Source organism: Virgibacillus carmonensis (genome assembly GCF_057836705.1).
In genome coordinates, this window is record NZ_JBYQFJ010000011.1 from 91,944 (window position 1) to 118,435 (window position 26,492).

Genomic DNA, 26,492 nt, shown 5'->3' on the forward strand with positions numbered 1-26,492 from the left:
GATAATAGAGAAAAGGGTGATCGTATGCGATTAGAAAACAAATCGACCATTGTAACCGGTGGAGGCGGAGACATTGGCAGGGCTACTGCTTTACGATTTGCAGAAGAAGGTGCCCAGGTTATGGTGTCTGATATCAGTGAAGAAGCTGGTCTGAAAACAGTAAATTTGATCAAGGAAAAAGGCGGTAAAGCAGAATTCACTCTTACAGATATGGCGAGTTCCGAAGATGTTGAGAATATGGTACAGGCAACGGTTGACACATTTGGTCGCCTCGATATCTTATTTAACAATGCAGGGGTGACATGTGATGAGAAAAAAATACCTGATGTTTCACTGGAAGAATGGCAAAAAGTTATTGATATAAATCTTACTGGTGTGTTTCTTGGAATGAAATATGCTATTCCCCGGATGGAGTCAGGTAGCTCCATTATTAATACGGCCAGTATTGCTGGGATTAAAGGGCAAAAACTTGTATCCGCTTACTCAGCTTCAAAGAGCAGTGTAATTACACTTACTAAAACAGCAGCAACTGAATTTGGAAGGGAAAATATACGTGTTAATGCAATTGCTCCTGGGATTATTGATACTAAGATGGTGGAGGATTGGAAGAAAACGGAGAAGTGGCCTATTTTATCTACTGCAAATGTATTACGGAGAATCGGAAAACCGAAAGAAGTTGCTAACGCAGTTTTATTTTTGGCATCCGATGAAGCTTCCTTTATTACTGGGGAAACGCTTGTGATTGACGGCGGCACGCTTAATCTTTAGAAAGTGATTTTGAAAGAATTTAATATAAGAAAAATGAGGGGGGAAACGATGGATTTATTTTACCAGCAATTGTTAAATGGCCTTTCCAATGGAAGCATCTACAGTCTTGTGGCTCTAGGACTGACAATGGTTTTTGGAATTCTACACGTTCCTAATTTTGCTCATGGAGCGTTTTATATGATTGGCGCATATTTGACATTAACAGTTATGACCATATTCGGGCTACCTTATTGGGTTGCGATGTTTCTTTCAATGCTGGCGACTGCATTGTTAGCAGTTGTTAGCGAGCGTCTGATTTTTAATCCGTTAAGAAAAGCGGAAGCACTTCATCAAATGATGGGGGCAATTGGTATTTTGTTATTTCTGGTTGCGCTTGCTCAAATAGTGTGGGGACCTAGCTATCAACAAATGACCAGTCCGTATGGCGACGCTGTAAGTATCTTTGGTATTACTTTTACACAGCAACGGTTACTTGTCATCTTTGCAGCTGTGTTTATTATGTTAATTCTTCACTTTTTCCTGACAAAAACGATGATTGGCTCTGCAATAATTGCAATGGCGCAAAATCGAGAAGGAGCCTACTTAGTTGGAATAAATGCCAATGTAGTTGCAATGCTAACTTTCGCTATATCGGGAGTGTTAGCCGCTGCTGCTGCAACGCTCGCTTCGCCAATTAATCTGGTTTTCCCGGGCATGGGGGATCTCGTTATTATGAAGGCTTTTGTCATTATTATCATTGGGGGTATGGGCAGTATTCCAGGAGCTATCATAGCTGGTTATATGCTTGGGATAGTTGAAAGCTTTGGTGCCACATATATCTCAGGTGATTATAAAGATGTAATCGCCTTTGCGCTGCTCGTTATCATTTTGACCGTGAAGCCAACAGGGCTATTTTCAAGGAGGGTCAACTAATGACGGGAATATTAAATAAAAGAGTTGCTGTATTGTCTATTCTTGTCCTTGCGCTTCTTTTACCTTTTATAGTGCCGAATGAATATATCCTTCATGTTTTGGTATTGGTTTGTATATGGTCAATCAGCGTGTATGGAATAAATATTTTGACGGGATATACCGGGAATCTGTCACTCGCGCATGTCGGATTCTTTGCAATTGGGGCGTATACATTAGGGCTATTAACAGTTAAAGCCGGCTGGAACTTTTGGCTTGCTCTCCTTGCAGCTTGCGTTTTGTCTATAATCTTAGGAGCATTAGTAGGACTAATCTCACTTAGAACAAATGGACATTTTTTCGCGATTTACACGATGTGTGTTGGTTATATTATTTTTCTCATTATCGACAAATGGGATTCGCTCACAGGCGGGGTTCGAGGATTAATTGGAATTCCAAATCCTTCACCGATTGGACCAATTACTTTTGATAGTTTAACATCACAATATTATTTGGTGCTGCTTCTCCTTGTTCTCACAATTTTCATTTCAAAACGAATTGTGCAATCTCTCGTTGGGAGAACATTTATCGCAATCCGTAATAGTGAAGAACTAGCACTTACAATTGGAATATCAACCAAGAAAAATCAACTTTTAGCTTTTGTTACTTCTTGTTTTTTTGCTGCATTGTCTGGAGCGCTTTACGCATCATTTGTTCAATTTATCGGACCTGAAGTTGGTGCAATCCTTCTTGGATTCGAGATGTTAATCTATCTTGTTATAGGAGGTATTGGCACGTTAGCAGGACCAGTTATCGGAACGTTAATTATCGTATCATTAACGCAATCCCTTCAGTTTCTGCAAGAATACCGGATGCTTTTTTTCGGTCCCATTTTACTCTTAATATTAATTTTTTATCCTCAAGGAATAGCAGGCGCAATAAACAATGTTACCAACAGATTTAAACGAAAAAAGGCAAAGCCAGATAACAAAGCCCAAGAGGATAGCACGAGTAAGGAGGAGGTTGGTTAATGGTTTTAAAAGTTGAAAACTTAACAAAAGCATTTGGAGGATTAACGGCAGTAAATAGTGTGGATCTTGATGTAAAGGAAGGGAATATCCACGCTGTTATTGGTCCCAACGGTGCAGGTAAATCGACATTCTTTAATCTGATTAGCGGGTTACATCCCCCAACGTCAGGAAAAATTACGTTCAAAGATATAGACATCACAAATCTGCCTCCAAATAAAATTGCCAAGCTAAGAATTGCGAGAACGTTTCAAACAACAAACCTGTTTGAAAATGCAACCGTCCTCGACAATGTTATTATCGGAAACAGATTAAGAACAAAGTCAGGAATCTGGGATGCTATCTTTCGTACAAAGCGCGAAAAAAGAGAAGAGAATGAGAGTATAGAGAAGGCTTTTGAGGCATTAAGGTTTGTGGAATTAGCTCATTTGGCAAATGAGCCAATCGGGAGCATCACGCAGGAACAGAAAAAACGAGTCGCCTTTGCTTTAGCGCTCGCTACGGACCCTAAATTGGTGTTACTTGATGAACCGGCTGCTGGTGTTAATCCGGATGAAACGGATGGTCTCGCTGCACTGATTAAAAAGATGGCAAAAAGCGGACTAACTGTTTGTCTTATTGAACATAAGATGTCAATGATTATGTCATTAGCTGATCGCATTATGGTATTAAATCAGGGGGAAAGAATTGCTGAAGGAACACCTGATGAAATCCGGAACAATCCAGTTGTTATTGAAGCATATTTGGGGAGTGAAGAAGATGAGTCAAATAAAACTGCAAACATCTAAACTATCCGTTAATTACGGCCCGTTCACAGCCTTAAAAGAAATTAATATGATCGTTAATGAGGGGGAGCTTGTTGTTTTACTCGGTGCAAATGGGGCTGGAAAAAGTACTATTTTTCGTGCAATCAGCGGGTTAAATAAGCCAAGCCGGGGAGAAATACAGTTTCTTGGTAAAAAAGTAAATGGGTTGTCACCAGATAAAATGGTGAAGCTTGGTATCGTCCAATGTGCGGAAGGAAGAAAACTGTTTCCTGGTATGTCGGTCTTTGAAAACCTGCAAATGGGGGGATTTGTACATCGAAAAAATAAAAAGGAAATAAGAGAGTTACGTGAGTATGTCTTTGACTTGTTCCCAATTTTAAAGGATAAGAGGGGTAGTTCAGCTGGCTCGCTGAGCGGGGGACAACAGCAAATGCTTGCCATCGGGAGAGCTTTAATGTCAAAACCAAAATTACTTTTGCTTGATGAACCATCATTAGGTCTAGCCCCATTAATCGTAAATCAGATGTTTGGAATCATTCAGCAAATCAACAAACAGGGTACTACAGTCCTATTGGCAGAACAAAATGCCAGTGCAGCACTGAAAATAGCCAATAGAGGCTATGTGATTGAAAACGGGCAAATTGTTATGGAAGGAGATAGTGAGGATTTATTTAATAATGAAGGAATACGTAAGGCCTATATAGGCGCGTAAATACTTAAGACTTTCGAGATGTTTCGAAGGCACTTTTCATAAAGGGGGTGCTGAAACCGTTTGGCGTTCAATCAATAATATATTGTTTTAAAAAAAGGAGGCTACAAAGTGAGGGTAACGAAAAGTGGAATTATGTTGGGAATGCTGATGTTTTTTGCTTTACTTTTAACAGCGTGTGTGGACGTTTCAAAAGATGGTTCAACTGATGATGCAGGCAGTGAGGAAGTTGTTGCAAATGAGGAGCCTACGGAAGTGGAAGAAGGAGAGGAAATTGTCCGAATTGGTTATAGTGGACCATTAAGCGGTCCGGGAGCACAATACGGTTTAAATGTGCTAAACGGGGTAAAAATGGCCGCTGATGAAATTAATGAAACTGGTTTCGAAATAGATGGTACTACGTACAAACTGGAAATTGTGGCGCTTGATGACAAGTACTTGCCAAACGAGACTGGTGTGAATGTAAAGCGGATGGTTTCAGAAGATAATCCTGTTGCAATTTATATACCACACAGTGGAGGAGTGTTTGCTACTCAGGAATTTAATGAGGAAGATGATTTTATTATCATGGCCTACACGAGTGAACCAAGGATGTATGAGCAAGGCAATGATTTACTGATTGGAATCCCCCCTAAATACAGCGTTTGGCCGGATACATTCAGTGATTATATGATGGATAATTTTGGGGGGAAGATGGCCTTACTCCCAACAGCATCACAATATGGTAAGGATTGGACTGAGTCGGTAAAGCCTGTATGGGAAGAAAAGGGCGGAGAAATTGTTTATGAGAACGATATTGATTTCAGCAAGGAAACGGATTATTTTACTGTAGTGACGAATGCGTTGAATGAAGATCCTGACGTACTTTTTGTAGGGGGGCCTTCTGAACCGACTGCCCTTGTTATTAAACAAGCTAGGGAATTAGGATTCGAAGGCGGCTTTATGATTATGGATCAGGCTAAACTAGAAGAAATGTCAGGATTCTTGGGTGGTTATGAAATGCTTAATGGCTCAGTCGGTGTTCTTCCTATCGAGGATTATGACACCCCAGCAAGTAATAACTTTGTGAAAACATATCAGAATACTTATGACGCAGAATATGCAACATCTGAGTCTGCCTTGAATTATCAGAGTCTATATGTATTAGTAGAGGCAATGAAAGCTGCTGGTACAGTGGATGATACAAAGGCAATAATGAACGCTGTAAATGAAGGCATTAAAAATATTCCGGAAGAGAAAATGGTGGGTGATCTTCATGGAATAAATGAGGATGGCAGTCTGCAATGGGAATCCGAAGCCGCCGCTGTTGAAGATGGAGAAGTTATTACTATTCCACTTGACTAGCAAAGGCTGATTACAACTATAATTCATCACAGGAAAAAAACTTAAGGTTTTGAGGATTGAATCTAAAAAAAGAAAGGAATAAATGCCTTCGCAGGCTTTTCCTTTCTTTTCAACTAAACATACCTACTAGTTAGTATGAATAACATAATAGTAAAGAATAAGACAGGAGTGGATGATATGCATTTACGTTTAACAGACGAACAAAAAATGGTTCAACAAACAATCCGGAAATTTGTGGAGAAAGAATTAATTCCGCTTGAAAATGAAGTTCTTCGTAATGAAAGAGAGGGAAGACCAAGTCTATCCAAAGAGAAACAAAATGAACTTCAATTAAAGGCAAAGAAAGCTGGATTCTGGGGTATTAATACACCTGCTGAATATGGCGGAGCAGATATCGGGCAAATGATGTTAGCAATTGTTTTGATGGAAGTATCTAAAACATTTGTTCCTTTTGAATTCGGTGGCTCGGCAGACATTATTCTTTATCGTGGAAACGAAGATCAGAAGAAAAAATACTTAATTCCAACCATTAATGGAGATAAAAAATCTTGCTTTGCAATGACTGAGCCTGACGCAGGATCTGATACAAGAAATATAAAGATGACAGCTGTTAAAGATGGAAATGAATGGGTTTTAAATGGGGAAAAGACGTTTATTACAGGTGGAAATGAAGCGGATTTTGTTATGGTAATTGCCATAACGGATAAAGAAAGTCACCAAAAAACTGGAAGAGATGGTGCCACTTGTTTCATCGTCGATCGCGATATGGGATGGAAGTCGGAATACATTCACACAATGGGGGAATGGGGACCTGCAGGATTAGTTTTTGATAATGTTCGCGTTCCAGAGGAAAATATTTTAGGGGAAATTCATGGGGGTTACAATCTCGGTTTGGAGTGGATTGGTTTTGCCAGATGGATTGTTGGGGCACGAGCAGTTGGATCCGCTGAGCGCCTATTACAAATGGCTATCGATTATTCGCAGGAACGAAAAACATTTGGCAAGCCGATTGCTGACAGACAGGCGATTCAGTGGCAGATTGCTGACTCAGCGGTGGAAATTGAAGCGGCTAAATGGCTTGTACTAAATGCTGCATTCACATTGGATCAGGGGGAAGATAACCGACATTTAGCATCAATGGCTAAGTTGTATGGATCTAATATGGGTAATAGAGTAGTAGATCGCGTTCTGCAGATCCATGGTGGAATGGGATATACGAGAGAATTGCCAATTGAGCGTTGGTACCGGGAAGCAAGATTATGGAGAATTTATGACGGAACAGATGAAATTCAACGTTTAATCATTTCTAGAAATCTATTAAAAGGTAATGTTAAATTAGGACAATTTATTTAAGAAAAGCGTAGCTCGAGTCACCAGCTCACGGAGCTAGAGAGACAAGATTAAGAATAGGAGGAATTAGTTATGGCAGGAAGATTTGAAGGGAAAGTAACTTTTATAACAGGTGGAAGTCGGGGTATAGGAAAAGGGATCGCTCAGGCGTTTGCTGAAGAAGGGGCTAAAGTAGCAATCGTTGACATCAACGAAGCAGCACTAAGTGAAACGGTAGAAGAATTTAAAGGGAAAGGTTATGAAGTCTTTGCCAAAAGGGCAGATGTTGTTGATTCAGATGACGTAGAAGCAGCAATGGAAGAAACTGTTTCAGCATTTGGATCCATCGATATACTTGTTAATAATGCGGGGCTTATTCGAGACAATCTATTATTTAAAATGACAGACAGTGACTGGCAGCAAGTGATGAATGTTCATTTAAACGGATCCTTTAATGCTGCCCGTGCTGCTCAAAAATACATGGTAGATAAAAAGTATGGACGAATTATTAATATCTCATCAACATCTGCTCTCGGTAATCGTGGGCAAGCTAATTATGCAACAGCTAAAGCAGGGTTACAGGGGTTAACCAAAACCCTCGCTATTGAATTAGGTAAATATGGAATCACGGTAAATGCAGTCGCACCCGGATTCATTGAGACGGAAATGACAAAAGAAACAGCTGAACGAATAGGTATTCCGTTTGAAGAACTGGTAAAGGCAAGTGTCGGTACCATTCCAGTTGGCAGAAGTGGCAAGCCTGCAGATATAGCTAATGCTGTTACCTTTTTCGCAGATGAGAAATCCTCATTCATTAATGGTCAGGTAATTTATGCTGCTGGGGGACCAAAAGATTAAATCTCTAGGCTGTTTTCTAAAGTTTGTTATTAAATAAAAATGTATTGCTTGCTAGGCGGTAAAATGAATGCACATAAGCAGAGGAAATATGCGACGGCAGCTTCTAGAAGCCGTAGCTAGACAGAGTATATTTCCACTGCGGCATTACACAACCTAAAAACAGCAGTCTTTATTAAAAGAGCCATCTACTAAAAACGTAAGGGAGATGTGAACGTATGTTTAAGGATTCGATTGGAAAACAATCCAATAAAATCAAAAATATGGTTGAGAGGGCGATGGTGAAAAGATTTGCTGAATCCATCAGTGATTCACATCCTATCTTTACAGATGAAGAATTCGGAAAGCATTCAAGATATGGGCGAAATATTGCACCACCAACATTTTCGCGGGTCTTTGACTACGGAGAGGTTGATGGATTGCACCTTCCAAATATTGGACTGATTCATGGGGAACAAACTTATCATTATGAACGACCATTAATGGTGGGTGAAGAGGTTTATTGTTATACCAGAGTTTTAGATTACTTTGAGAAAAACGGCAGCAATGGTCTATTAGGATTTATCATCTTAAAAAGATTTGGTGAAGATCCTGAAGGGGAAATCATTTTTACCGAAGAACAAACTGTCATTATCTCAGAAGCGGTAAGAAAGGAACTGGTCCGATGAAAAGTTTAATTGATTTGCAAAAAGGTGGATCACTTGAAGAAGCAACACTTGAACCAGTATCACGAATTGATTTGATTAAATATGCAGGAAGTTCTGGAGATTTTAATCCTATCCATACAATTGATAAAGAAGCAGAGAAAGCAGGACTGCCTGGTATTATTGCCCATGGAATGTGGACGATGGGCAACCTATCAAAACTTTTCACGCCCTATTTTGAAGAGGGTTTTATTCAGGATTATACGATTAGGTTCTCAGGTATGGTTTTTCTGCAGGATGTTATTACACTCAAAGCGGCACTGCAAGAAGCAAATGAAGAACATATGGATTTTAAAGTGATGGCTGTTAACCAGGATGGTAAAGAGGTCATTAAAGGGAGAATTAAATTTAAAAAGTATCAATAGAGGGAGAGTGTGAATTTTGAAAAGAGATGCTGTTATCGTTTCAGCTGTTCGAACACCTATAGGTAGACAAGGAAGTGCTTTAGCTTCTGTTCCTGCACATGTTTTTGGTGCAGAGGTGATTAAAGAAGCCGTTAAACGGGCAAATGTTGATCCTGAATTGATCGATGATGTGATTTTTGGGAATGTGCTGAGCGGTGGGGGGAATATTGCTAGGTTAACAGCCCTTCAAACAGGGTTATCAACAAATTTACCAGGGCTTACGATTGATCGCCAATGTGGCTCAGGAATCAATGCAATTAACCTGGCCGCAGAGGCAATTAATGCTGGAGATGGAGATGTTTATATTGCTGGTGGAACAGAAAGCATGAGCCGTGCGCCATACCTGTTAGATCGACCTGAAAAGGCGTATAGCCCTGCGCCACCAAAATTTCGAAGTTCAACGCTTTCACCAAAAGAAATAGGCGATCCCCCAATGGGAATTACAGCGGAAAATTTAGTGGAAAAGTATAAGATAAGCAGAGAAGAACAGGATGAATTTGCACTACGCAGTCAGCAAAGAATGGCTGCAGCTATGGAAGAAGGCCGTTTTGACGAACAAATAGTCCCAATTAGTGTTCCTGTTCGAAAAGGGGAACCAATTCTGTTTAAAACAGATGAACATCCGCGCCCACAAACGACAAAAGAAGGACTATCGAGGCTGCAGCCAGCATTCCTACAGGGTGGTTCTGTAACAGCTGGAAATAGTTCAGGTTTAAATGACGCGGCATCCGCACTTGTAATTATGTCGAGAGAGAAGGCGGAAAAATTAGGGATTACACCACTAGCAACTGTACGGGCATCAGCGGTTGCTGGTGTTGATCCTAATATTATGGGAGTTGGGCCTGTTCCAGCTACAAGAAAAGTTATGGAAAAATCGGGGCTTAGCTTACGTGATATGGATGTTATTGAAATAAACGAAGCTTTTGCTGCTCAGGTAATTGCTTGTGACCGTGAACTTGAAATGGACTTTGAAAAAGTAAATGTTAACGGTGGGGCCATTGCACATGGCCATCCACTAGGTGCAACAGGAGCGATACTCGCAACAAAAGCTTTATATGAATTAAAACGATCAAAAGGAAGATATGCTTTAATTACAGCTTGCATTGGCGGAGGCCAGGGCATTGCAACCATCATCGAAAGCGTGTAAGAAGACAACCTGCTAAACCAAATCCAATTAGGAGGAGGATAATATGTCAGTACCACATGAAATTGAGGTATATGTTCGATTTAGTGAAACAGACGCAGCTGGTCATGTTAACAATACTAGTTATTTTTTATATCTCGAGGAAGCTCGTACAAAATTCTTTCAAGCAATCGGCATAGGTGGGGAACATCCACATTCATATTTGAATTTCATTATAGCCTCGACAAAATGTGATTACTTGGCGCTTGCGTATGCTGGCCAAACGCTAAAAGTTTCCACGAATATTGCAACGATAGGAACGAAAAGTTTTAATGTAAAGCATGCAATCACAAATGTCGATACAGATGTAGCTGTTGCACAGGCTTCTGCTACGATTGTTTGTTTTAATTATGTGGAGCAAAAGACTGAAACAATTCCGGCACCATTAAAAGGAAATCTAGAAAGTATGACTGAACAGCAGATAGTCTAAAAAAGTTCAAATAGGAGGAAAAGTTTATGGAACATAAAGAAAAGAAACATTTAATAGTCGAAATTAATGAGGGTGTTATGCATCTTTCCTTGAATCGTCCAGATAGTTTAAATGCCTTTAGTCCTGAAATGATTACAGGATTAAAGGACGCAATAACAAGGGCTAAGCGTGACGAAACGATTCGAGTCGTTACCATTTCGGGCTCAGGTCGTTCATTTAGTGCTGGCGGAGATGTAAAAACGATGGGCGAAAGCAACCCGTTAAAAACGTATGAGCATATTGGTGAGTTGAATGAGTTAATTCTATCGATGAGAGATTTAGAAAAACCAATTATTGCAGCTGTCCACGGATTTGCTGCAGGTGCAGGGTTTAACCTGGCACTGGCATGCGATATGATCCTAGCTGCTGAAGGGAGTAAATTTGTATTAAGCTTTTCAAAAGTAGGTTTAATTTCAGATGGCGGTGGGCTATATTTTCTTCCAAGGTTAATCGGTCCATATCGTGCTAAAGAGCTATTATTTAGTGCAGAACCAATCATGGTTGACGAAGCCCATACTTTAGGTATTGTCAACCATGTTTATCCATTAGACGAATTTGAAGAAAGAGTAAACAAATTTGCCGCTAACATAGCAGAAGGCCCTGCAAAAGCGTATGGGTTTATAAAAAAGATTGCGGATCAATCACTAAATTCAAGCTTAGATGAAATCCTTGAACAAGAACGCATCACACAAGCAACTGTCGTTTCAACAAAAGATCACCAGGAAGGCGTTCAAGCGTTTAAAGAAAAGCGACTACCAAAGTTTGGGAAGGCTGATGGAGGAGTTTTAAGTCAAAATAAATAATAGTTAACTATATAGTAATAGCATTTTTTAGTTTAAGGAACTGAGGAGGAGCATTCATTGGGTGAGGTCTCCTCTCTAGTAATTTGGATAAAAGGAGCTCGATATAAATGCAGAAAAGAGCCGTAGAGCAACTAAAACAATCCATGAAACTGCCTGTAATTATGGCACCTATGTTCTTGGTCTCTAATCCTAACATGATTATTAATGCCTGTGCATCTGGCATCATTGGCTCGTTTCCGGCCTTGAATGCTCGTACTAGTGATATTTTGGAAGAATGGATGAACCAAATTACCACGGAATTACAGGAAATTAAAAATAAAAATCCAGATAAAGAAGTAGCTCCATGGGCGATCAATTATATCACGCATCGTTCAAATAAAAGATATGAAGAAGATCTTAACTTAATTGAAAAATATCAACCGCCAATTGTCATCACCTCTCTTGGAGATCCGAGTGCTGTCGTTAAAATTGTCCATGAATATGGTGGCCTGGTTTTCTCTGACGTCACTACGATTAAGTTTGCAAAAAAGGCGATAGAAAAAGGGACAGACGGTTTAGTTTTGGTTGCCAGCGGGGCGGGTGGACATGCTGGGATTTTGAATCCCTTCGCCTTCCTCCATGAGGTTAAGGAATTCTGGGATGGACCAATTGTTTTGGCCGGTGGTATGTCCAAGGGAGAAGATATTCTAGCAGCCGAAGTACTCGGAGCAGATTTTGTCTATATGGGTTCGAGATTCATAGCTTCTGCAGAGAGTTCAGCTGTGGAAGCTTATAAGGATATGATAATCGATTCATCCAGTGAGGATATTCTTTATACCGATGCGTTTAGTGGTGTGAATGCTAATTATCTTGTTCCGAGTATACGACAGGCCGGATTAGACCCTAACAACCTTGAAAAAGTAGAGATAAATTTTAATAAGTTAAATGGCTCGAATGTAAAGGAATGGAAAGACGTATGGGGCGCAGGTCAAGGTATAGGATCAATCAATAAAATTCAATCCGTTGCTGAAATAGTCGAAGAACTTCAGGCTTCATATGAAGAAGCAAAAACTGGAATTGTAAAAAGTGACGGGGGAATTATCTTGAAAAATAATAGCATGAAGAGGAGGAGGTGATAACAGTATGCTGGATGAATACGGATTAAAACTTATAAAACTAAGCCTTCCATTCCGTCTTAACCATGTGAATTGTTTTATTGCTGAAGGGGAAGATGGCTGGAAAATCATTGATACGGGACTTCATGACAAGGAAACGATAAAAAGATGGAAATTGGAATTAGCAGAAAAAAAGGTTACAGATATTTTAGTTACGCATTATCATCCAGATCATTTTGGTTATGCCGGTCGACTGCAGGAAAGGACAGGAGCAAGCGTTTCCATGACAAAGATTGATGCTGACGCAGGACTAAATGCTTGGCAAGAGAGTTTTATAAATAAACTTTCCGACAATTATCAGGTTGCGGGTGTTCCAGATGAATTTGCAGCTAACATGAAAGCTAACACAAACGAATTTGTTTCAAAAGTCACTCCTTATCCAAAAGTAAATCATTATTATCAGGAAGGTGAAACGATTCCTATTGGCAAATATGAATATGAGGTGATCTTTACCCCGGGGCATTCAGATGGGCTTGTGACGTTTTACAATAAAGAGAAAAATGTTTTACTGTCAACTGACCATATATTGCCGAAAATCACACCTAATATTTCGTACTGGTTCCATGGGAATCAAAATCCGTTAGCTACTTATTTACAATCATTAGAAAAGGTTCGAAAGCTGGATGCTGATTTTGTTATTCCTTCTCATGGTAAGCCGTTTCACGGAGCAAATGATAGAATTGACGAAATTAAAGCGCATCATGATGAGCGCCTTGTACGAACTATTGAAACAATTGGTGATGGTGGTACGGTTAACACCATTTGCAAAGAATTATTTCGAAAAGATTTAAACATTCACGAATTGAGGTTTGCTATCGGTGAAACGCTTGCCCATTTGGAGTATTTACGGTTACAAGGAGCATGTAAAAGAGAAAATAGAAACGGTCAGTGGTGGTATTATATTTAAAAAATTCATTAGGTGGTAAAGGAGGCGGTCAATCATGAAATTTGAAAACAGAACAGCGGTTGTTACTGGTGCGGGTAGTGGCATTGGTAAAGCAACTACGCTTTTATTAGCAAAAGAGGGAGCGAAGGTCATCCTTATCGGCAGGACTCTGTCAAAACTCGAAAAAACCGCGAACGAGATAAATGAGATTTATGGTAATAATCCTGCAGTACCCTTTAAAGCAGATGTAACAAAGGAGGAAGAAATTAAAAATCTTTCCAGTTATTTAAAAAAAGAATATGGTCATATTGATGTTCTGATTAATAATGCTGGTAGTTCTGCCTCTGCTAGTATCTTGGAATTAGATATTGCTGAATGGCAGGCTGTCCAAGACGTTAACTTAACCAGTGTATTTTTAGTGTCTAAACACCTAAGTAAGCTAATGATTGATGCACCAGAGAAAAAAGATCGGGCTATCGTTAATATTGCCTCTCTATCGGGCCATAAGCCTGTAGCGAAAATTCCACATTATAGTACCGCTAAAGCTGGTGTAATTCAATTTTCTAAGGCATTAGCTTCAGAATTAGCGCCTCATGGAATTAGAGTTAATTCAGTGTCACCAGGTTTTACAGAAACACCATTAACGGAGGAGGGGCTTAGTAATAAAAAATTTGCAGAAGCTATAAAACGTCATACTGCATTGAGTCGCGTAGGACATCCAGCTGAAATTGCAAATGTTGTTTCTTTTGCAGCTTCAAACGAATCAAGTTACATGACAGGTACAGATCTTTTAGTGGACGGTGGTTGGTTAATTACGTAGAAGATCCTAAGAAAGTATTTGGAGGAGTAGGGAAGTGGGTCAAGGAGAATCAGGATTTAGTTAATGAATGGGTCAAATAAATGGGAGGCAGGCACTTAATAGCAGGTGCCTGTCTAGGGGCTAAACTCTAATCGAAACACTGGAAAGTAAGCGCTTATAGTTGTATATTTGATTGTGTACGAAGAGAGGATGAATCGTTTGCAAAAACAAATAAAACTCGTAAAAAGACCAGTAGGAATGCCAGTAAAAACGGATTTTGAATTCAGCCAGGTACCCATTGGTGACCCCGCCGAAGGAGAAGTACTTGTTCGAACAAATTATATATCAGTTGACCCATATTTAAGGGGACGTATGAACGATGTAAAATCTTATGTACCACCATTTGAGTTGGATTCCGCCATTTCTAGTGGTGTAGTTGCACAAGTAGTTGAGTCAAAATCTCCACATTTTAAAGAAAATGATATTGTAACGGGAATGCTGGGATGGCAACAGTATTCGGTTGCAAAGGAGTCCGTGATTCGGAAAATTGATACTACTCTTGCACCGGCATCTGCTTATTTAAGCGTGTTGGGGATGACAGGGTTAACTGCTTACTTCGGACTGCTGGAAATTGGACAGCCTAAAAAAGGCGAAACGGTTGTTGTTTCAGGAGCAGCGGGCGCGGTTGGTTCAGTTGTCGGTCAAATCGCAAAAATTAAAGGTGCTCATGTAGTTGGAATTGCAGGTTCGGATGAGAAAGTTAAGTACCTTATAGACGAACTAGGATTTGATGCAGCAATCAATTATAAAACAGAAGACGTTAAAAGCGCACTTTATAAAGCATGTCCAAATGGTATTGATGTTTATTATGAAAACGTCGGTGGGAAAATTGGCGACGCAGTACTTCCGCTGCTAAATAAGTTTGCGCGTATCCCTGTTTGTGGAGCAATTTCATCTTACAATAACGAGGAAGTTGATATTGGACCACGCGTACAAAGCTACTTGATCAAAACCAGCTCATTGATGAAGGGTTTTACAGTTGGCGATTATGCATCTCGTTTCAAAGAAGGTTCGGAAGCTTTAGCAGGATGGCTGCAAGAAGGAAAATTAAACTACGAAGAAACAGTTACAGATGGATTTGATCATACAATTGATGCTTTCCTTGACCTGTTTAAAGGCGCAAACCTTGGGAAAGCGATTGTGAAAGTATCTGAGATTGACTAATAGTACAAAGGGTCCGTCTGGAAGACGGACCCTTTGTTTTAAGCAAGAAAAACGAAAATCAGAGAAAACGTTCGTACAAAGAGAGAGTATAAAATTTGGCGTTTATCAGTCTGGCTTCAGCGTCTACTCCCGCCAGAGGTCTTAGATATTCCGAATGAGCGTTGATATCTCGAATTGGGCGTTAAGACGAATCTCTTTGTGATAACACTTTCACTAAGGAATTCGTCTTAAACTTGTCGGTGCTAACTAAGGTGTTTACGCTTTTCTTACATATGCTCTTTACATTCACTCATTTAGTGTACCTTAACGGGAACTAAACTTTGATAGATTTTTTTAAAACAATTAACTCGTAAGATTCAATAAATGTATATTCGCCAATAACTTCCTCCATTGCTCGCTGCTTTTTTGCATCATTCGTTACAGTAATCTGCCACTTACCTGAAGAAGGCAAGTGAAGACGGTGACGTTCTTCAGTTGGATTAACGTAGATGGAAAAATTCTCGTTCTCCCCAAGCAGCACAAAACCGAAGAGAGGGGAAGGCGTGTTTAAAACTTTAAATCGTTTTCTCATTTCTTGTTTTGAAGCAAGCCGGAAAACCTTGTATTTCTTCCTTAATGCAATGAGAGATTTTATAAATACTATATTCTCGTTTTCCAACTCTCTTTTACGCCAATCAAGCTGATTAATCTGATCCCCGGAAATATAGCTGTTTTCATCCCCTTGTTTACTTCTGAACCATTCTTGGCCAGCGTGAATAAAGGGAACACCTTGACTTACTAACGTGATGCCTGAAGCGAGTTGATGCATTTTCCTGCGGGTCCACGCATTTTTCTCGCCATTCGTAAGCGAAAGTCGATCCCATAAAGTATGATTGTCATGACATTCGACATAATTAATTGTTTGATTCAACTCAGATACAAAAGGTTCACCATACGTTTCTAATGCTGATCCGGAAATTAGGTTTGGCAACCTTTCAATAAAATGACCCAGGCCATTTACATAACCGGCTTTGTCGGTATCAAATTGATTTCCTTTAAGTGAATCACGAAAATAATCATTAAAAAACCTTACCCCCGGCAGTTGATGGGAGTTAACAGCGGTGGCTTTGTCTTTAGCGGATAGGGCTGTTGGAAGTTCCCACCCTTCACCCAAAAGCATAATCGGCACTGTTTCTTTATTACAACGTTCATGAATATGCTTCATTGTTTCAATATCGATTGCCCCCATTAGGTCAAATCGAAATCCATCTACTTTATATTCTTGAAGCCAAAAATCAACCGTATCTACAATGAATTTACGCACCATTCCTCGTTCTGTAGCAAAATCATTACCTACCCCAGTTCCATTGCTTAAACTGCCGTCAGTGTGATAGCGAAAGTAATAACCCGGAACAATCTTCTCAAATGGGGATTCTTCCATAATAAATACATGATTATACACGACGTCGAGGATGACGGAAATTCCTTCCTGATGAAACTTTCTAATCATTTCTTTACATTCTTTAATTCTTGCTAAGGGGTCTTCAGGGTTGGTGGAATAACTCCCCTCTGGAACTTGAAAATATAATGGATCATAGCCCCAGTTATAATCCCTATCGGAATCTAGCTCATCTACACGAGCGAAATCATTAATCGGTAAAAGTTGAACATGGGTAATCCCCAGTTCTTTCAGATAAGAAAGTGCGGTCGAATACCCGTTTGGTGTTGTTGTAGCTGTTTCAGCCAGACCTAAAAATTTCCCCTTGTTGACAACACTACTATTCGCTTGTATTGTTGCATCCCTTACATGCAGTTCGTAAATAATGGCATCCTGCAAATTCTGCACTTTAGGTCTTTCCTCATTGTGAAAATCAGTTGGGTCTGTTTTAGAAAGGTCAACAATAACACTTTTTGCACTATTGGCCAGCATCGCTTTCGCATAAGGATCGTTAGCTTGTGTCGTTGTTCCATTCACGGTCACCTCATATTGATAGGTGAAGCCATGCCATTCGCCGACTATTTTTCTTGTCCATATGCCACTTTTTTCGCGATTTAACCTAAATATCTGTTGATTTAGGCATAAATTCACCGAAGTAGCCGTTGGAGCCCAAACTGAAAACGTTGTTGCTGATTGTTGGTAATCTGCCCCAAGTTTAGCATTCACATCAGAATACTGGCTTTCAAACCACTCCGTTCGGACGATAGCCCCAGGATAAATTGGTATTTTTCTTTTACCCCAAAGAAGCAAAAGACTTTCTCCCATTGGCAATTCTTCAGAAAATGTCATACTGACTGTAAAATCATCAATAACTTTATCTATTTTAGCAGGAAAGTGTTTTTCCTCTTTCTTCCAATAAATTACGGGTGTTTCTTCTGTATCAAGTGAATCTATACCTTCAATCCTTACAGTTAAAAGGCGAATATCATCTATCCATGCTACATTACTTTTCAAAGAAATAACCCCATTTCGTAAGCCATACCCTAGCTCCCAGTATATGTTTATATTCCCATTTAGGAAACCTATCTGATTTCGTGCTTAATCATAATCCTTTTTATTTTAAAATTATTCACAAGACTTTTATAAAGTAAACCTAATGGTTTTTATAAACTACTACGACAAAAATTGATAAATTTCTTCATAATTTGTCGATAAAATTCAGAACATTTTAACTAGAAATAGTTTATACTAGCTTAATAGAGTTATTGGATTGATTTTAATAATTACAACTTCTGTTGGTCTTAAAAGCTGCAAAAGGGGAGTCAGAGCAATGTATTATAACATTTCAGAAGAGGATATATTTTTATTTCATCAGGGAACGAATTATCGTGCCAATAAATTATTAGGCTGTCACCCTATAAACTGGGAAGGTACTGAGGGCTATCGATTTGTGGTATGGGCGCCAAGCGCCAAAAAAGTCCAGGTTGTTTGTGAATCTAATCAATGGGAAGGCAGTGAACATGTATTAAAGAGAATAACTGACGAGGGACTATGGGTAGGTTTTTTTACCGACATTCCGGAAAATGTTCCTTATAAATATGAAATTAAATCAATGAATGGTCACAAGCTGTTGAAAGCTGATCCATATGCACTTCAGTCTGAGCTTCGTCCTGCCACAGCATCCATAACTCCCATACTTTCTTTGTATGAATGGAATGATCATGAATGGCAAGGGAAAAAGAAGACGTTTGATGCCGATAAATCACCCATCTCGATTTATGAAGTTCATTTAGGTTCCTGGAAAATGAAAAAAACAGGTAAATTGAATGCTGGGGAAACGAGAAATGCTGAGGACTTTTATACGTACATAGAACTTGCTGATGAATTGATTCCATATGTCAAATCGTTAGGCTTTACCCATATTGAATTACTCCCACTTGCGGAACATCCATTTGATTTGTCATGGGGCTATCAAATAACCGGGTACTTTTCAGTAACAGCTCGCTATGGTTCGCGTAATGACTTTAAATATTTTGTTGACCAATGCCATAAACATCATATTGGGGTCATTATGGACTGGGTACCAGGCCATTTTTGTAAAGATGAGTTTGCACTTCGGAAGTTTGACGGGGAATCCTTATATGAATATGCTGACCCCCGTAAAGCTGAAAAAAGGTCATGGGGCACACTGACTTTTGACTTTGGACGACCTGAGGTACAAAGTTTTTTAATCTCAAATGCACTTTTTTGGTTTGAGGAATACCATGTCGATGGGATACGCGTTGACGCAGTTGCCAGTATGCTTTATCTTAATTTTGATAAATCGGAAGGTGAGGAAAAAATTTATAACTCATACTCGGGAGAGGAAAACCTCGAAGCATTTGCTTTTATTCGTAAATTAAACGATGCTATTTTTTCCTATGAACCAGGTGCATTGATGATGGCTGAGGATAGTTCAGATTTACCACTTGTAACGGCACCGACGTACAAAGGGGGACTCGGTTTTAATTTTAAATGGAACATGGGGTGGATGAATGACGTGCTAACCTATATGGAGAATGATTCCATTCACCGTAAGTGGCATCATAATTTACTTACTTTTTCATTTATGTATACCCATTCAGAAAATTTTCTGCTTCCACTCTCACATGATGAAGTTGTCCACGGAAAAAAATCATTGCTAGACAAAATGCCTGGGGATCAGTGGCAGCAGTTCGCTAATCTTAGATTGTTATACGGTTATATGATGGCACATCCTGGTAAGAAATTATTATTTATGGGAGGTGAACTCGCGCAATATGCTGAGTGGAAAGATCAGGATCAACTTGACTGGCATCTGCTTGACTACCCGCTACATAATGCAATCTATCATTATGTAAAAGCGCTAAACCAATTTTACCTTGCATATCCTGAACTCTATGAATTGGATCATAGTTCGGAAGGCTTTGAATGGATTGACCCACATAATATAGAACAAAGTATTATTGCTTTTCGCAGGCGTAGTACGAGCCTTGAAGATGAGTTAATTATTATTTGTAATTTCACACCGAATGTTTGTTATGACTACAAAATTGGTGTCCCCGAACCAGGGATATATAAGGAAATTTTCAGTTCAGATGCAGCAGCTTTTGGGGGGACAAACCAATTAAACGAAGCAGATCATTTTAGTTTTCCTGAAAAATGGCATGGTCTTACGCAACATATAAAAATAAAAATACCCCCTTTAGCAATTACTATTTTTAAACGCGAAAAAATAATGAATTCTTTAGAGGAGGCTCTTCAATGAAAGAATGTGTAGGCATGCTACTAGCTGGTGGGGAAGGAAAGCGGTTAGGGGCATTAACAAAAAGCTTAGCAAAACCAGCAGTACATTTCGGAGGGAAGTACCGGATAATTGATTTCACATTAAGTAATTGCACAAATTCAGGAATTCAGACGGTAGGCGTCATGACACAGTATTCTCCGCTTGAACTGAATAAACATATTGGAACTGGCGGACCATGGGATTTGAACCGACAGCATGGTGGTGCGACAGTTCTTTCGCCTTATACAGGAAAGGATGGTGGAGACTGGTATTCCGGAACTGCGGATGCAATTTATCAAAACATTCATTACATTGATCAACATGATCCAGAATACATACTCGTTATTTCAGGTGACCACATTTATCAAATGGATTATTCAACTCTTTTGCACCACCATAAGCAAACAAAAGCTGATGCAACCATCTCAGTTATCCCCGTGCCTTGGGATGAAGCATCGCGGTTTGGGATACTTAACACGTCGGATGACATGAGGATTTATGAATTCGATGAGAAGCCGGAAAATCCAAAAAGTGATTTAGCATCGATGGGTATTTATATATTTACATGGAGTACTTTAAAATCCTATTTGCTGGAAGATGCCGCGAATATGTATTCAAGTCATGACTTCGGAAAGGATATTATTCCTGCTATGGTCAATGACGATCTCCGTTTATTCGCCTACCGTTTCGAAGGTTATTGGAAAGATGTTGGTACCATACAGAGTTACTGGGAAGCAAATATGGATCTCCTTGACGAAGATTTGCAACTCTCTTTAAACAATAAAAACTGGAGAATTTATTCAAACGAATCAAACTTCCCACCGCAATATTTTGGTGAAACTGCGGTTGTAAAGCATTCACTCATTAACTCGGGTTGCTGGGTGTCTGGAAAAGTAGATTGCTCCGTGTTATTTGAGAATGTAGAAGTAGAACAAGATAGTGAGATTTATCAATCCATTCTACACCCTGGGGTAACAATAGGTAAAAACGTTATTTTGAAGCGAGTGATTGTGATGGGAAACACAACTATCCCTGAGGGAACCCGTATTCAGGTAGGTGAGGATGAGGAACCACTTATTATCGATCAAAAATCACTAGCATCCATATTAGCTTAATCTAAATAAAAGGGAGGAATATGCTGATGAAGACTATGATGGGCCTTATTAATTTGGAACATGAGCATCACTTTTTTCATGAATTAACCTATTTCCGTAGTGGTGCATCTATACCTTTCGCAGGACGCTATCGTTTAATTGATTTTCCCCTTTCCAATATGGGCAACTCGAACATAGAGGAAATAGCAATTTTTACTTCAACGAAATATCGTTCTTTAATGGATCATCTTGGTACAGGTGAGAACTGGGGGTTAGGTCGACAAAATGGAGGCTTATTTATTCTTCCCCCAGACTGGAATGATCCGACAGATATTTCAAAGGGTGATTTACGATTCTATCACAATAACCGTGACTATTTTATTCGGGGTAAATCAACACATGTGCTTATTAGTGGGAGTCAATTTATTACGAATACTGATTATCAGGATGCATTTAAATATCACCTTGATCGCGATGCTGACGTTACATTGATCTCTACTCAGATAGAAGACTTAAATTCAGAGCATGAAACGTGTTTACGTATCGATTCGGATGAAGATGGCTGGGTTAAAGCTATAACGAACGACAAGCGGAATCCGCAACTGTTTACAGGCGTTTTTATTATTAACAAGGATCTGTTAATGGAATTGGTTGATGAATGTATTGCCCATCATAAAGATCACTTTTTTATCCATGGAATTAAAGAAAAACTTTCTGAGTTAAACGTGCAGACTTATCAAAATACTGGATACGGTGCTTTTGTCAATACGATTGAAGGATATTTCCGGCATAATATGAACCTATTATCGGAGGATAATTATCGCGCACTTTTTTACAAACAACCCTTTATTCGGACTAAAATTGGGAATCAACCACCAGCAAAATACGGCAATCAAGGCAGTGTTAAGCGGTCGATTCTTGCAAATGGCTGTGTCGTCGATGGTGAGGTAGAGAACAGTGTGCTGTTTCGTGGTGTATCTGTGGAAGCAGGTGCAACAATCAAAAATTCAATTATCATGCAACGTTGTAAGATTGAGCCAGGTGTTCATTTAGAAAATGTAATATTGGATAAAGATGTTCATGTGACAGCGAATCAAAAATTAATCGGTTCAGCTGAAAAGCCGTATGTTGTCGCAAAAAGAAAAGTCATGTGATTAGAAAAATTGGCTTATCACCAAGCTTTAATGGCGAAAGCCTTAGTTGCTCTTATACTGATATCCACTAAAAATCTATACTTTCTTATCAGTGCAACAAAAGCGAAAGCGCCCGTATAGCGACGTATGGACTGCGCCCGTGCAACACGGGTGGTTCGATGTTGCCGCGCAAAGCGACGGTCTTAATCGAACATTCTCCCGCAGGAGATAAAGGAAGTCCACTAGTCGCTGGAGCTGGACGTGTCTGACAAACAAAAAGGAGAGATCTCACTATGGAAAATGTGTTATTTGTTGCTTCAGAATGTACACCCTTCGTTAAAACCGGCGGACTTGCAGATGTAATCGGATCTCTTCCGCAAGCATTGAAAGCAAATGAAGGAATCGATGTACGAGTCATCCTTCCACTTTATGATGAAATATCGGAGAAATGGCGTGACCAGATGGAGTACCACACCTCATTTGAAGTCGAGTTTGGATGGCGTAACCAGGAAGCTCGAATTTATACGTTGAGCTATAATAATATTCTTTATTACTTCATTGCGAACGACTATTATTTCACCCGAAAAGGGGTATATGGGTATTATGATGATGGGGAACGGTTTGTTTTTTTTGGTCATGCGGTGACTGAGGCATTGACACATCTGGAATTTAAACCGCATATCCTACATGCCCATGATTGGCAAGCAGGAATAGCTGTGGCGCTTGCCAAGATTAGTCAGCCAATTGAAGGGCTAAAAACGGTATTTACGATTCATAATATTAAATACCAGGGCATCATGTCACTCGACACATTTGCTGATTTCTTTAATTTATCCGATGATCATATCGGGGGCTTGGAATGGAATGGTATGCTGAATTGTCTGAAAAGCGGACTGTTCCATGCAGATAAAATCACGACCGTCAGTCCAAGCTATGCAGAAGAAATTACGAATCCCTACTTTAGTGAAGGACTTCACCCAATTCTTTTAGAAAGATCGACTGATATAGTCGGGGTGCTTAATGGTATTGATACGAAGGAATATAATCCATCGATTGATCCGTTAATCCCTATCAATTATCGTTCTTCAAGAGCTAAAAAGAGGGATAATAAAATGTTGCTACAAGAGAAGGTTGGATTACCGGTTGATGGTAAAAAACCCCTTTATACGATTATTACCCGTCTGGTAGAACAAAAAGGACTGCATCTCGTCCAAGCTATTTTAGATGAGTTTCTTCTCGACGACGTTCAATTCATCATACTTGGAACTGGAGATCATGAATTTGAACGTTATTTTGCGGAAACAGCTGACCGTTATCCCGATAAATTAGTAACCTTGTTGACCTTTGATGAGGGGATGGCACGTCAATTGTATGCGGGAGCAGACTTCTTCGTCATGCCATCTAAATTTGAACCTTGTGGTTTGGCTCAGCTTATCTCCCTGCAATATAAAACAGTACCAATTGTTCGGGAGACGGGGGGATTGAGGGATACAGTAATTTCATTTAATGAATTTACCAGTGAAGGAAACGGATTTAGCTTTACAAATTACAATGCCCATGAACTTTTAGCTGTATTGCATTATTCGTTAAGAACTTACCATAACAAAGAACAGTGGGCAATCCTTGGTAAAAACGTGAATAAAAGTCAGTTCAGTTGGAAAGATTCGGCGCGCGATTATGCAAGTCTTTATGATGGTTTATCAATGAAGTATGTATGAGGAGTGAACATGTTTTGTCCCAACTAACTGTAGAAAATTTTACTGAAAAGATTGTAAACAAAATAAAGAAAGATGCAGCTAAGAATATTCAGGATGCACATAGTAAAGAGATCTATTATGCGATTGCTGCCATTGTAAATGAAGAAATTATGCCACAATGGAGCGAGACTAATAAGAAATATGCAGAGATAAATAATAAACAAGTTTATTATTTATCTCTGGAATTTTTGGTGGGAAGTTTACTTGAAAGTAACTTACTTAATTGTGGGATGCTTGACGTGGCAAATCAGACACTCCAAAAATTGGGATTGAATGCTGAAAAAATTTATGCACAGGAGCGCGATGCTGGCCTTGGAAACGGGGGGTTAGGCAGACTGGCTGCGTGTTTTTTGGATTCTTTAGCATCTCTTAACTACGCAGGCCACGGTTTTGGAATAAGATATCGATATGGGTTATTTGAACAGCGAATTATTCACGGTAACCAAATCGAACTTCCAGATAATTGGTTGAAAGATTTATACCCCTGGGAGACGAGACGGGAGAATGAAGCGGTTTGTATCCATTTTCGTGGTGAAATAGACATGCTCAAAAAGAACGATGGTAATCTTGAGTTTAAACATAAAAACACAGATAAAGTAATGGCTGTACCTTATGATATTCCTGTGGTCGGCTATCAAAACAAGGTGATAAATACGCTCCGTCTTTGGAGTGCAGAACCAGTTGGCAGGACTCAGCAGGATAGTATCACGGAAGAAGGTTCCAACTACTATCAAGAACTTGACCATCAGTATTCCATTGAACAAATTTCCGGATTTTTATACCCGGATGATTCCAAGCACGAAGGAAAAGAGCTACGCTTAAAGCAACAATATTTCCTTGTTTCTTCTAGCCTTCAAAATATTATAAAAGCCTACAAAAAAAATAATCAAAGATCGTTAAAATACTTACCTGATAAGGCAGTTATTCAAATCAATGATACGCATCCAACTTTAGCGATTCCCGAATTGATGCGAATTCTAATGGACGAAGAGCACCTTAGTTGGGAGAATGCTTGGAAAGTAACGACCAGGGTAATTGCTTATACGAATCATACAACATTAAGTGAGGCGTTTGAAACCTGGCCAGTGGGTATGATGAAATATCTGCTACCCCGTATCTATATGATTATCGATGAAATTAACGAACGGTTTTGTAAAGGAATTTGGTTTGACCATGAGGCACTTAGAGATAAAATTCCTGATCTAGCAATTATTGCCGATGAGCAAGTACATATGGCCCGACTTGCAATTGTTGGAAGCTTTAGCGTAAACGGAGTTGCACCGCTTCATACTGAGATTTTAAAGAAACAGGAAATGAAACACTTTTACACACTTTTTCCTAACCGTTTTAATAATAAGACAAATGGGATCACGCATCGTCGTTGGTTGTTAAAAGCAAATCCGAAATTATCAGAACTCATTTCAGATGTCATTGGTCCTCAATGGATACACCGTCCAAAACAGCTGATTAGTTTATTAAAGTATTCAAGTGATGCCGCATTTTTAGAAAAGATTGCACAAGTGAAATATGAAAACAAACGCATACTAGCTGACCTTATTTATGAACGAAATGGTATTGTAGTGGATGATCAGTCGATTTTTGATGTGCAGGTAAAACGACTCCATGAATACAAACGGCAGTTGCTTAAAGTTTTTCATATTATTTATTTATACAACGAGTTGAAATTAAATCCAAACATGGATATAACACCTCGTACGTTTATTTTTGGTGCAAAGGCAGCTCCAAGCTACCATTTAGCTAAAGAGGTCATTAAGCTTATCAATAAGGTTGCCTCTATCGTTAACAATGATTCAACAATTCGGGATAAGCTGAAAGTTGTTTTTATAGAAAACTATAACGTGAGTCTTGCAGAAAGGATCATACCGGCAACAGATATAAGTGAACAAATTTCGACCGCAGGTAAAGAAGCATCTGGGACCGGCAACATGAAGTTGATGATGAATGGTGCATTAACAGTAGGTACGTTGGATGGGGCGAACGTGGAAATTAAAAAGGCGGTTGGCGATTCAAACATTTTCATTTTTGGTTTAACCGCAGATGAAGTATTAAATTATTATGAACACGGTGGTTATAGTGCAATGGACATTTATAATACCGATGATAGGATTCGGACAATTTTAGACCAGTTAAACAAAGGATTTGGCTCAGATGAAATTGAATTTAAAGATCTTTACTACAATATTCTATACCATAATGACCCTTACTTTGTGTTAAAAGATTTTGAACCGTATCTGGAAACACATGAGCATGTCGAACGAGTGTACCGCAACAAATTAAGGTGGCTGCAAATGAATGTTACGAACATCGCCTATTCAGGAAAATTCTCAAGTGACCGGACAATCCAGGAATACGCAACAGAGATATGGAAAATAAAGCAGGTATAAAAGGGTTACTAAGAAAGCTCAGGGCGCCTTGAAAGACACGACAAGCATAAGCAGAGCGGTGCAGTGTG

23 protein-coding genes are annotated in these 26,492 nt (G+C 39.3%); 22 read left to right on the plus strand and 1 reads right to left on the minus strand.

Going from position 1 to position 26,492, the window contains the following annotated elements; all coding sequences use genetic code 11:
- The first annotated feature begins 24 nt into the window (after nt 1-24).
- The 17 genes from AC3G7N_RS11020 (at nt 25) to AC3G7N_RS11100 (ending at nt 15,314) form a co-directional block, all read left to right on the plus strand.
- Nucleotides 25-768 carry an SDR family NAD(P)-dependent oxidoreductase gene (locus tag AC3G7N_RS11020; RefSeq protein WP_489422199.1) on the plus strand — a complete coding sequence of 248 codons (744 nt, stop codon included), beginning with the start codon at nt 25-27 and terminating at the stop codon, nt 766-768.
- Between the two features lie 48 nt (nt 769-816).
- Entirely contained in the window at nt 817-1,680 is an 864-nt protein-coding gene (locus AC3G7N_RS11025) for a branched-chain amino acid ABC transporter permease (protein WP_489422200.1), read from the plus strand.
- On the plus strand, nt 1,680-2,687 hold the full coding sequence (locus AC3G7N_RS11030; protein ID WP_489422201.1) for a branched-chain amino acid ABC transporter permease: 1,008 nt from the start codon (nt 1,680-1,682) through the stop codon (nt 2,685-2,687). Before AC3G7N_RS11025 ends, AC3G7N_RS11030 begins: the two co-directional genes overlap by 1 nt.
- Complete coding sequence (locus AC3G7N_RS11035; RefSeq protein WP_489422202.1) at nt 2,687-3,472, plus strand: ABC transporter ATP-binding protein; 786 nt, start codon at nt 2,687-2,689, stop codon at nt 3,470-3,472. The genes AC3G7N_RS11030 and AC3G7N_RS11035 overlap by 1 nt, the downstream gene beginning before the upstream one ends.
- The gene (locus tag AC3G7N_RS11040; protein ID WP_489422203.1) at nt 3,444-4,163 is read left to right on the plus strand and encodes an ABC transporter ATP-binding protein; all 720 of its coding nucleotides are present in this window, start codon (nt 3,444-3,446) and stop codon (nt 4,161-4,163) included. Before AC3G7N_RS11035 ends, AC3G7N_RS11040 begins: the two co-directional genes overlap by 29 nt.
- Nucleotides 4,164-4,271: 108 nt before the next feature.
- The gene (locus AC3G7N_RS11045; protein WP_489422204.1) at nt 4,272-5,504 is read left to right on the plus strand and encodes an ABC transporter substrate-binding protein; all 1,233 of its coding nucleotides are present in this window, start codon (nt 4,272-4,274) and stop codon (nt 5,502-5,504) included.
- 177 nt (nt 5,505-5,681) lie between these two features.
- Complete coding sequence (locus tag AC3G7N_RS11050) at nt 5,682-6,857, plus strand: acyl-CoA dehydrogenase family protein (RefSeq protein ID WP_489422205.1); 1,176 nt, start codon at nt 5,682-5,684, stop codon at nt 6,855-6,857.
- Between the two features lie 69 nt (nt 6,858-6,926).
- Nucleotides 6,927-7,691, plus strand: coding sequence for a 3-oxoacyl-ACP reductase FabG (gene fabG / locus AC3G7N_RS11055; protein WP_489422206.1), 765 nt, complete (start codon nt 6,927-6,929; stop codon nt 7,689-7,691).
- 215 nt (nt 7,692-7,906) lie between these two features.
- Complete coding sequence (locus AC3G7N_RS11060; RefSeq protein WP_489422207.1) at nt 7,907-8,356, plus strand: MaoC family dehydratase N-terminal domain-containing protein; 450 nt, start codon at nt 7,907-7,909, stop codon at nt 8,354-8,356.
- Nucleotides 8,353-8,757, plus strand: coding sequence for a MaoC/PaaZ C-terminal domain-containing protein (locus tag AC3G7N_RS11065; RefSeq protein ID WP_489422208.1), 405 nt, complete (start codon nt 8,353-8,355; stop codon nt 8,755-8,757). Before AC3G7N_RS11060 ends, AC3G7N_RS11065 begins: the two co-directional genes overlap by 4 nt.
- Before the next feature lie 16 nt (nt 8,758-8,773).
- A complete protein-coding gene (locus AC3G7N_RS11070) occupies nt 8,774-9,943 on the plus strand; it encodes a thiolase family protein (protein WP_489422209.1) in 1,170 nt (389 codons plus the stop codon).
- A 43-nt stretch (nt 9,944-9,986) separates the two neighbouring features.
- Complete coding sequence (locus tag AC3G7N_RS11075; RefSeq protein WP_489422210.1) at nt 9,987-10,409, plus strand: acyl-CoA thioesterase; 423 nt, start codon at nt 9,987-9,989, stop codon at nt 10,407-10,409.
- A 26-nt stretch (nt 10,410-10,435) separates the two neighbouring features.
- Nucleotides 10,436-11,251, plus strand: coding sequence for an enoyl-CoA hydratase/isomerase family protein (locus AC3G7N_RS11080; protein WP_489422211.1), 816 nt, complete (start codon nt 10,436-10,438; stop codon nt 11,249-11,251).
- 107 nt (nt 11,252-11,358) lie between these two features.
- Nucleotides 11,359-12,366, plus strand: a complete 1,008-nt coding sequence (locus AC3G7N_RS11085; protein ID WP_489422212.1) for an NAD(P)H-dependent flavin oxidoreductase — start codon at nt 11,359-11,361, stop codon at nt 12,364-12,366.
- 7 nt (nt 12,367-12,373) lie between these two features.
- Nucleotides 12,374-13,312, plus strand: coding sequence for an MBL fold metallo-hydrolase (locus tag AC3G7N_RS11090; protein WP_489422213.1), 939 nt, complete (start codon nt 12,374-12,376; stop codon nt 13,310-13,312).
- A gap of 34 nt (nt 13,313-13,346) precedes the next feature.
- Nucleotides 13,347-14,111 carry an SDR family NAD(P)-dependent oxidoreductase gene (locus AC3G7N_RS11095; protein WP_489422214.1) on the plus strand — a complete coding sequence of 255 codons (765 nt, stop codon included), beginning with the start codon at nt 13,347-13,349 and terminating at the stop codon, nt 14,109-14,111.
- A gap of 189 nt (nt 14,112-14,300) precedes the next feature.
- Nucleotides 14,301-15,314, plus strand: a complete 1,014-nt coding sequence (locus AC3G7N_RS11100) for an NADP-dependent oxidoreductase (RefSeq protein ID WP_489422225.1) — start codon at nt 14,301-14,303, stop codon at nt 15,312-15,314.
- Nucleotides 15,315-15,627: 313 nt separating this feature from the next.
- On the opposite strand, the gene pulA is transcribed toward AC3G7N_RS11100, so the two are convergent.
- Nucleotides 15,628-17,745 (minus strand): type I pullulanase, encoded by a 2,118-nt coding sequence (pulA, locus tag AC3G7N_RS11105; protein ID WP_489422215.1) that lies wholly within the window; start codon nt 17,743-17,745, stop codon nt 15,628-15,630.
- 316 nt (nt 17,746-18,061) lie between these two features.
- Between pulA and glgB the strand changes: the two genes are divergently transcribed.
- The 5 genes from glgB (at nt 18,062) to AC3G7N_RS11130 (ending at nt 26,424) form a co-directional block, all read left to right on the plus strand.
- Nucleotides 18,062-20,017 carry a 1,4-alpha-glucan branching protein GlgB gene (glgB, locus tag AC3G7N_RS11110; protein ID WP_489422216.1) on the plus strand — a complete coding sequence of 652 codons (1,956 nt, stop codon included), beginning with the start codon at nt 18,062-18,064 and terminating at the stop codon, nt 20,015-20,017.
- Nucleotides 20,014-21,150 (plus strand): glucose-1-phosphate adenylyltransferase, encoded by a 1,137-nt coding sequence (locus AC3G7N_RS11115; RefSeq protein WP_489422217.1) that lies wholly within the window; start codon nt 20,014-20,016, stop codon nt 21,148-21,150. The genes glgB and AC3G7N_RS11115 overlap by 4 nt, the downstream gene beginning before the upstream one ends.
- 26 nt (nt 21,151-21,176) lie before the next feature.
- The gene (glgD, locus tag AC3G7N_RS11120; RefSeq protein WP_489422218.1) at nt 21,177-22,283 is read left to right on the plus strand and encodes a glucose-1-phosphate adenylyltransferase subunit GlgD; all 1,107 of its coding nucleotides are present in this window, start codon (nt 21,177-21,179) and stop codon (nt 22,281-22,283) included.
- Between the two features lie 272 nt (nt 22,284-22,555).
- Nucleotides 22,556-23,980, plus strand: a complete 1,425-nt coding sequence (locus AC3G7N_RS11125; RefSeq protein ID WP_489422219.1) for a glycogen synthase — start codon at nt 22,556-22,558, stop codon at nt 23,978-23,980.
- A 14-nt stretch (nt 23,981-23,994) separates the two neighbouring features.
- Entirely contained in the window at nt 23,995-26,424 is a 2,430-nt protein-coding gene (locus tag AC3G7N_RS11130) for a glycogen/starch/alpha-glucan phosphorylase (protein ID WP_489422220.1), read from the plus strand.
- Nucleotides 26,425-26,492 lie beyond the last annotated feature (68 nt).

Bases quoted from the DNA above. Each gene is read 5' to 3' on its own strand.
- AC3G7N_RS11100 (WP_489422225.1), top strand. From the start codon at position 14,301: ATGAATCGTTTGCAAAAACAAATAAAACTCGTAAAAAGACCAGTAGGA.
- AC3G7N_RS11095 (WP_489422214.1), top strand. From the start codon at position 13,347: ATGAAATTTGAAAACAGAACAGCGGTTGTTACTGGTGCGGGTAGTGGC.
- AC3G7N_RS11025 (WP_489422200.1), top strand. From the start codon at position 817: ATGGATTTATTTTACCAGCAATTGTTAAATGGCCTTTCCAATGGAAGC.
- AC3G7N_RS11065 (WP_489422208.1), top strand. From the start codon at position 8,353: ATGAAAAGTTTAATTGATTTGCAAAAAGGTGGATCACTTGAAGAAGCA.
- AC3G7N_RS11060 (WP_489422207.1), top strand. From the start codon at position 7,907: ATGTTTAAGGATTCGATTGGAAAACAATCCAATAAAATCAAAAATATG.
- AC3G7N_RS11030 (WP_489422201.1), top strand. From the start codon at position 1,680: ATGACGGGAATATTAAATAAAAGAGTTGCTGTATTGTCTATTCTTGTC.
- AC3G7N_RS11115 (WP_489422217.1), top strand. From the start codon at position 20,014: ATGAAAGAATGTGTAGGCATGCTACTAGCTGGTGGGGAAGGAAAGCGG.
- fabG (WP_489422206.1), top strand. From the start codon at position 6,927: ATGGCAGGAAGATTTGAAGGGAAAGTAACTTTTATAACAGGTGGAAGT.
- AC3G7N_RS11125 (WP_489422219.1), top strand. From the start codon at position 22,556: ATGGAAAATGTGTTATTTGTTGCTTCAGAATGTACACCCTTCGTTAAA.
- glgD (WP_489422218.1), top strand. From the start codon at position 21,177: ATGAAGACTATGATGGGCCTTATTAATTTGGAACATGAGCATCACTTT.
- AC3G7N_RS11085 (WP_489422212.1), top strand. From the start codon at position 11,359: ATGCAGAAAAGAGCCGTAGAGCAACTAAAACAATCCATGAAACTGCCT.
- AC3G7N_RS11035 (WP_489422202.1), top strand. From the start codon at position 2,687: ATGGTTTTAAAAGTTGAAAACTTAACAAAAGCATTTGGAGGATTAACG.
- AC3G7N_RS11075 (WP_489422210.1), top strand. From the start codon at position 9,987: ATGTCAGTACCACATGAAATTGAGGTATATGTTCGATTTAGTGAAACA.
- AC3G7N_RS11080 (WP_489422211.1), top strand. From the start codon at position 10,436: ATGGAACATAAAGAAAAGAAACATTTAATAGTCGAAATTAATGAGGGT.
- AC3G7N_RS11020 (WP_489422199.1), top strand. From the start codon at position 25: ATGCGATTAGAAAACAAATCGACCATTGTAACCGGTGGAGGCGGAGAC.
- AC3G7N_RS11050 (WP_489422205.1), top strand. From the start codon at position 5,682: ATGCATTTACGTTTAACAGACGAACAAAAAATGGTTCAACAAACAATC.
- AC3G7N_RS11090 (WP_489422213.1), top strand. From the start codon at position 12,374: ATGCTGGATGAATACGGATTAAAACTTATAAAACTAAGCCTTCCATTC.
- AC3G7N_RS11040 (WP_489422203.1), top strand. From the start codon at position 3,444: ATGAGTCAAATAAAACTGCAAACATCTAAACTATCCGTTAATTACGGC.
- glgB (WP_489422216.1), top strand. From the start codon at position 18,062: ATGTATTATAACATTTCAGAAGAGGATATATTTTTATTTCATCAGGGA.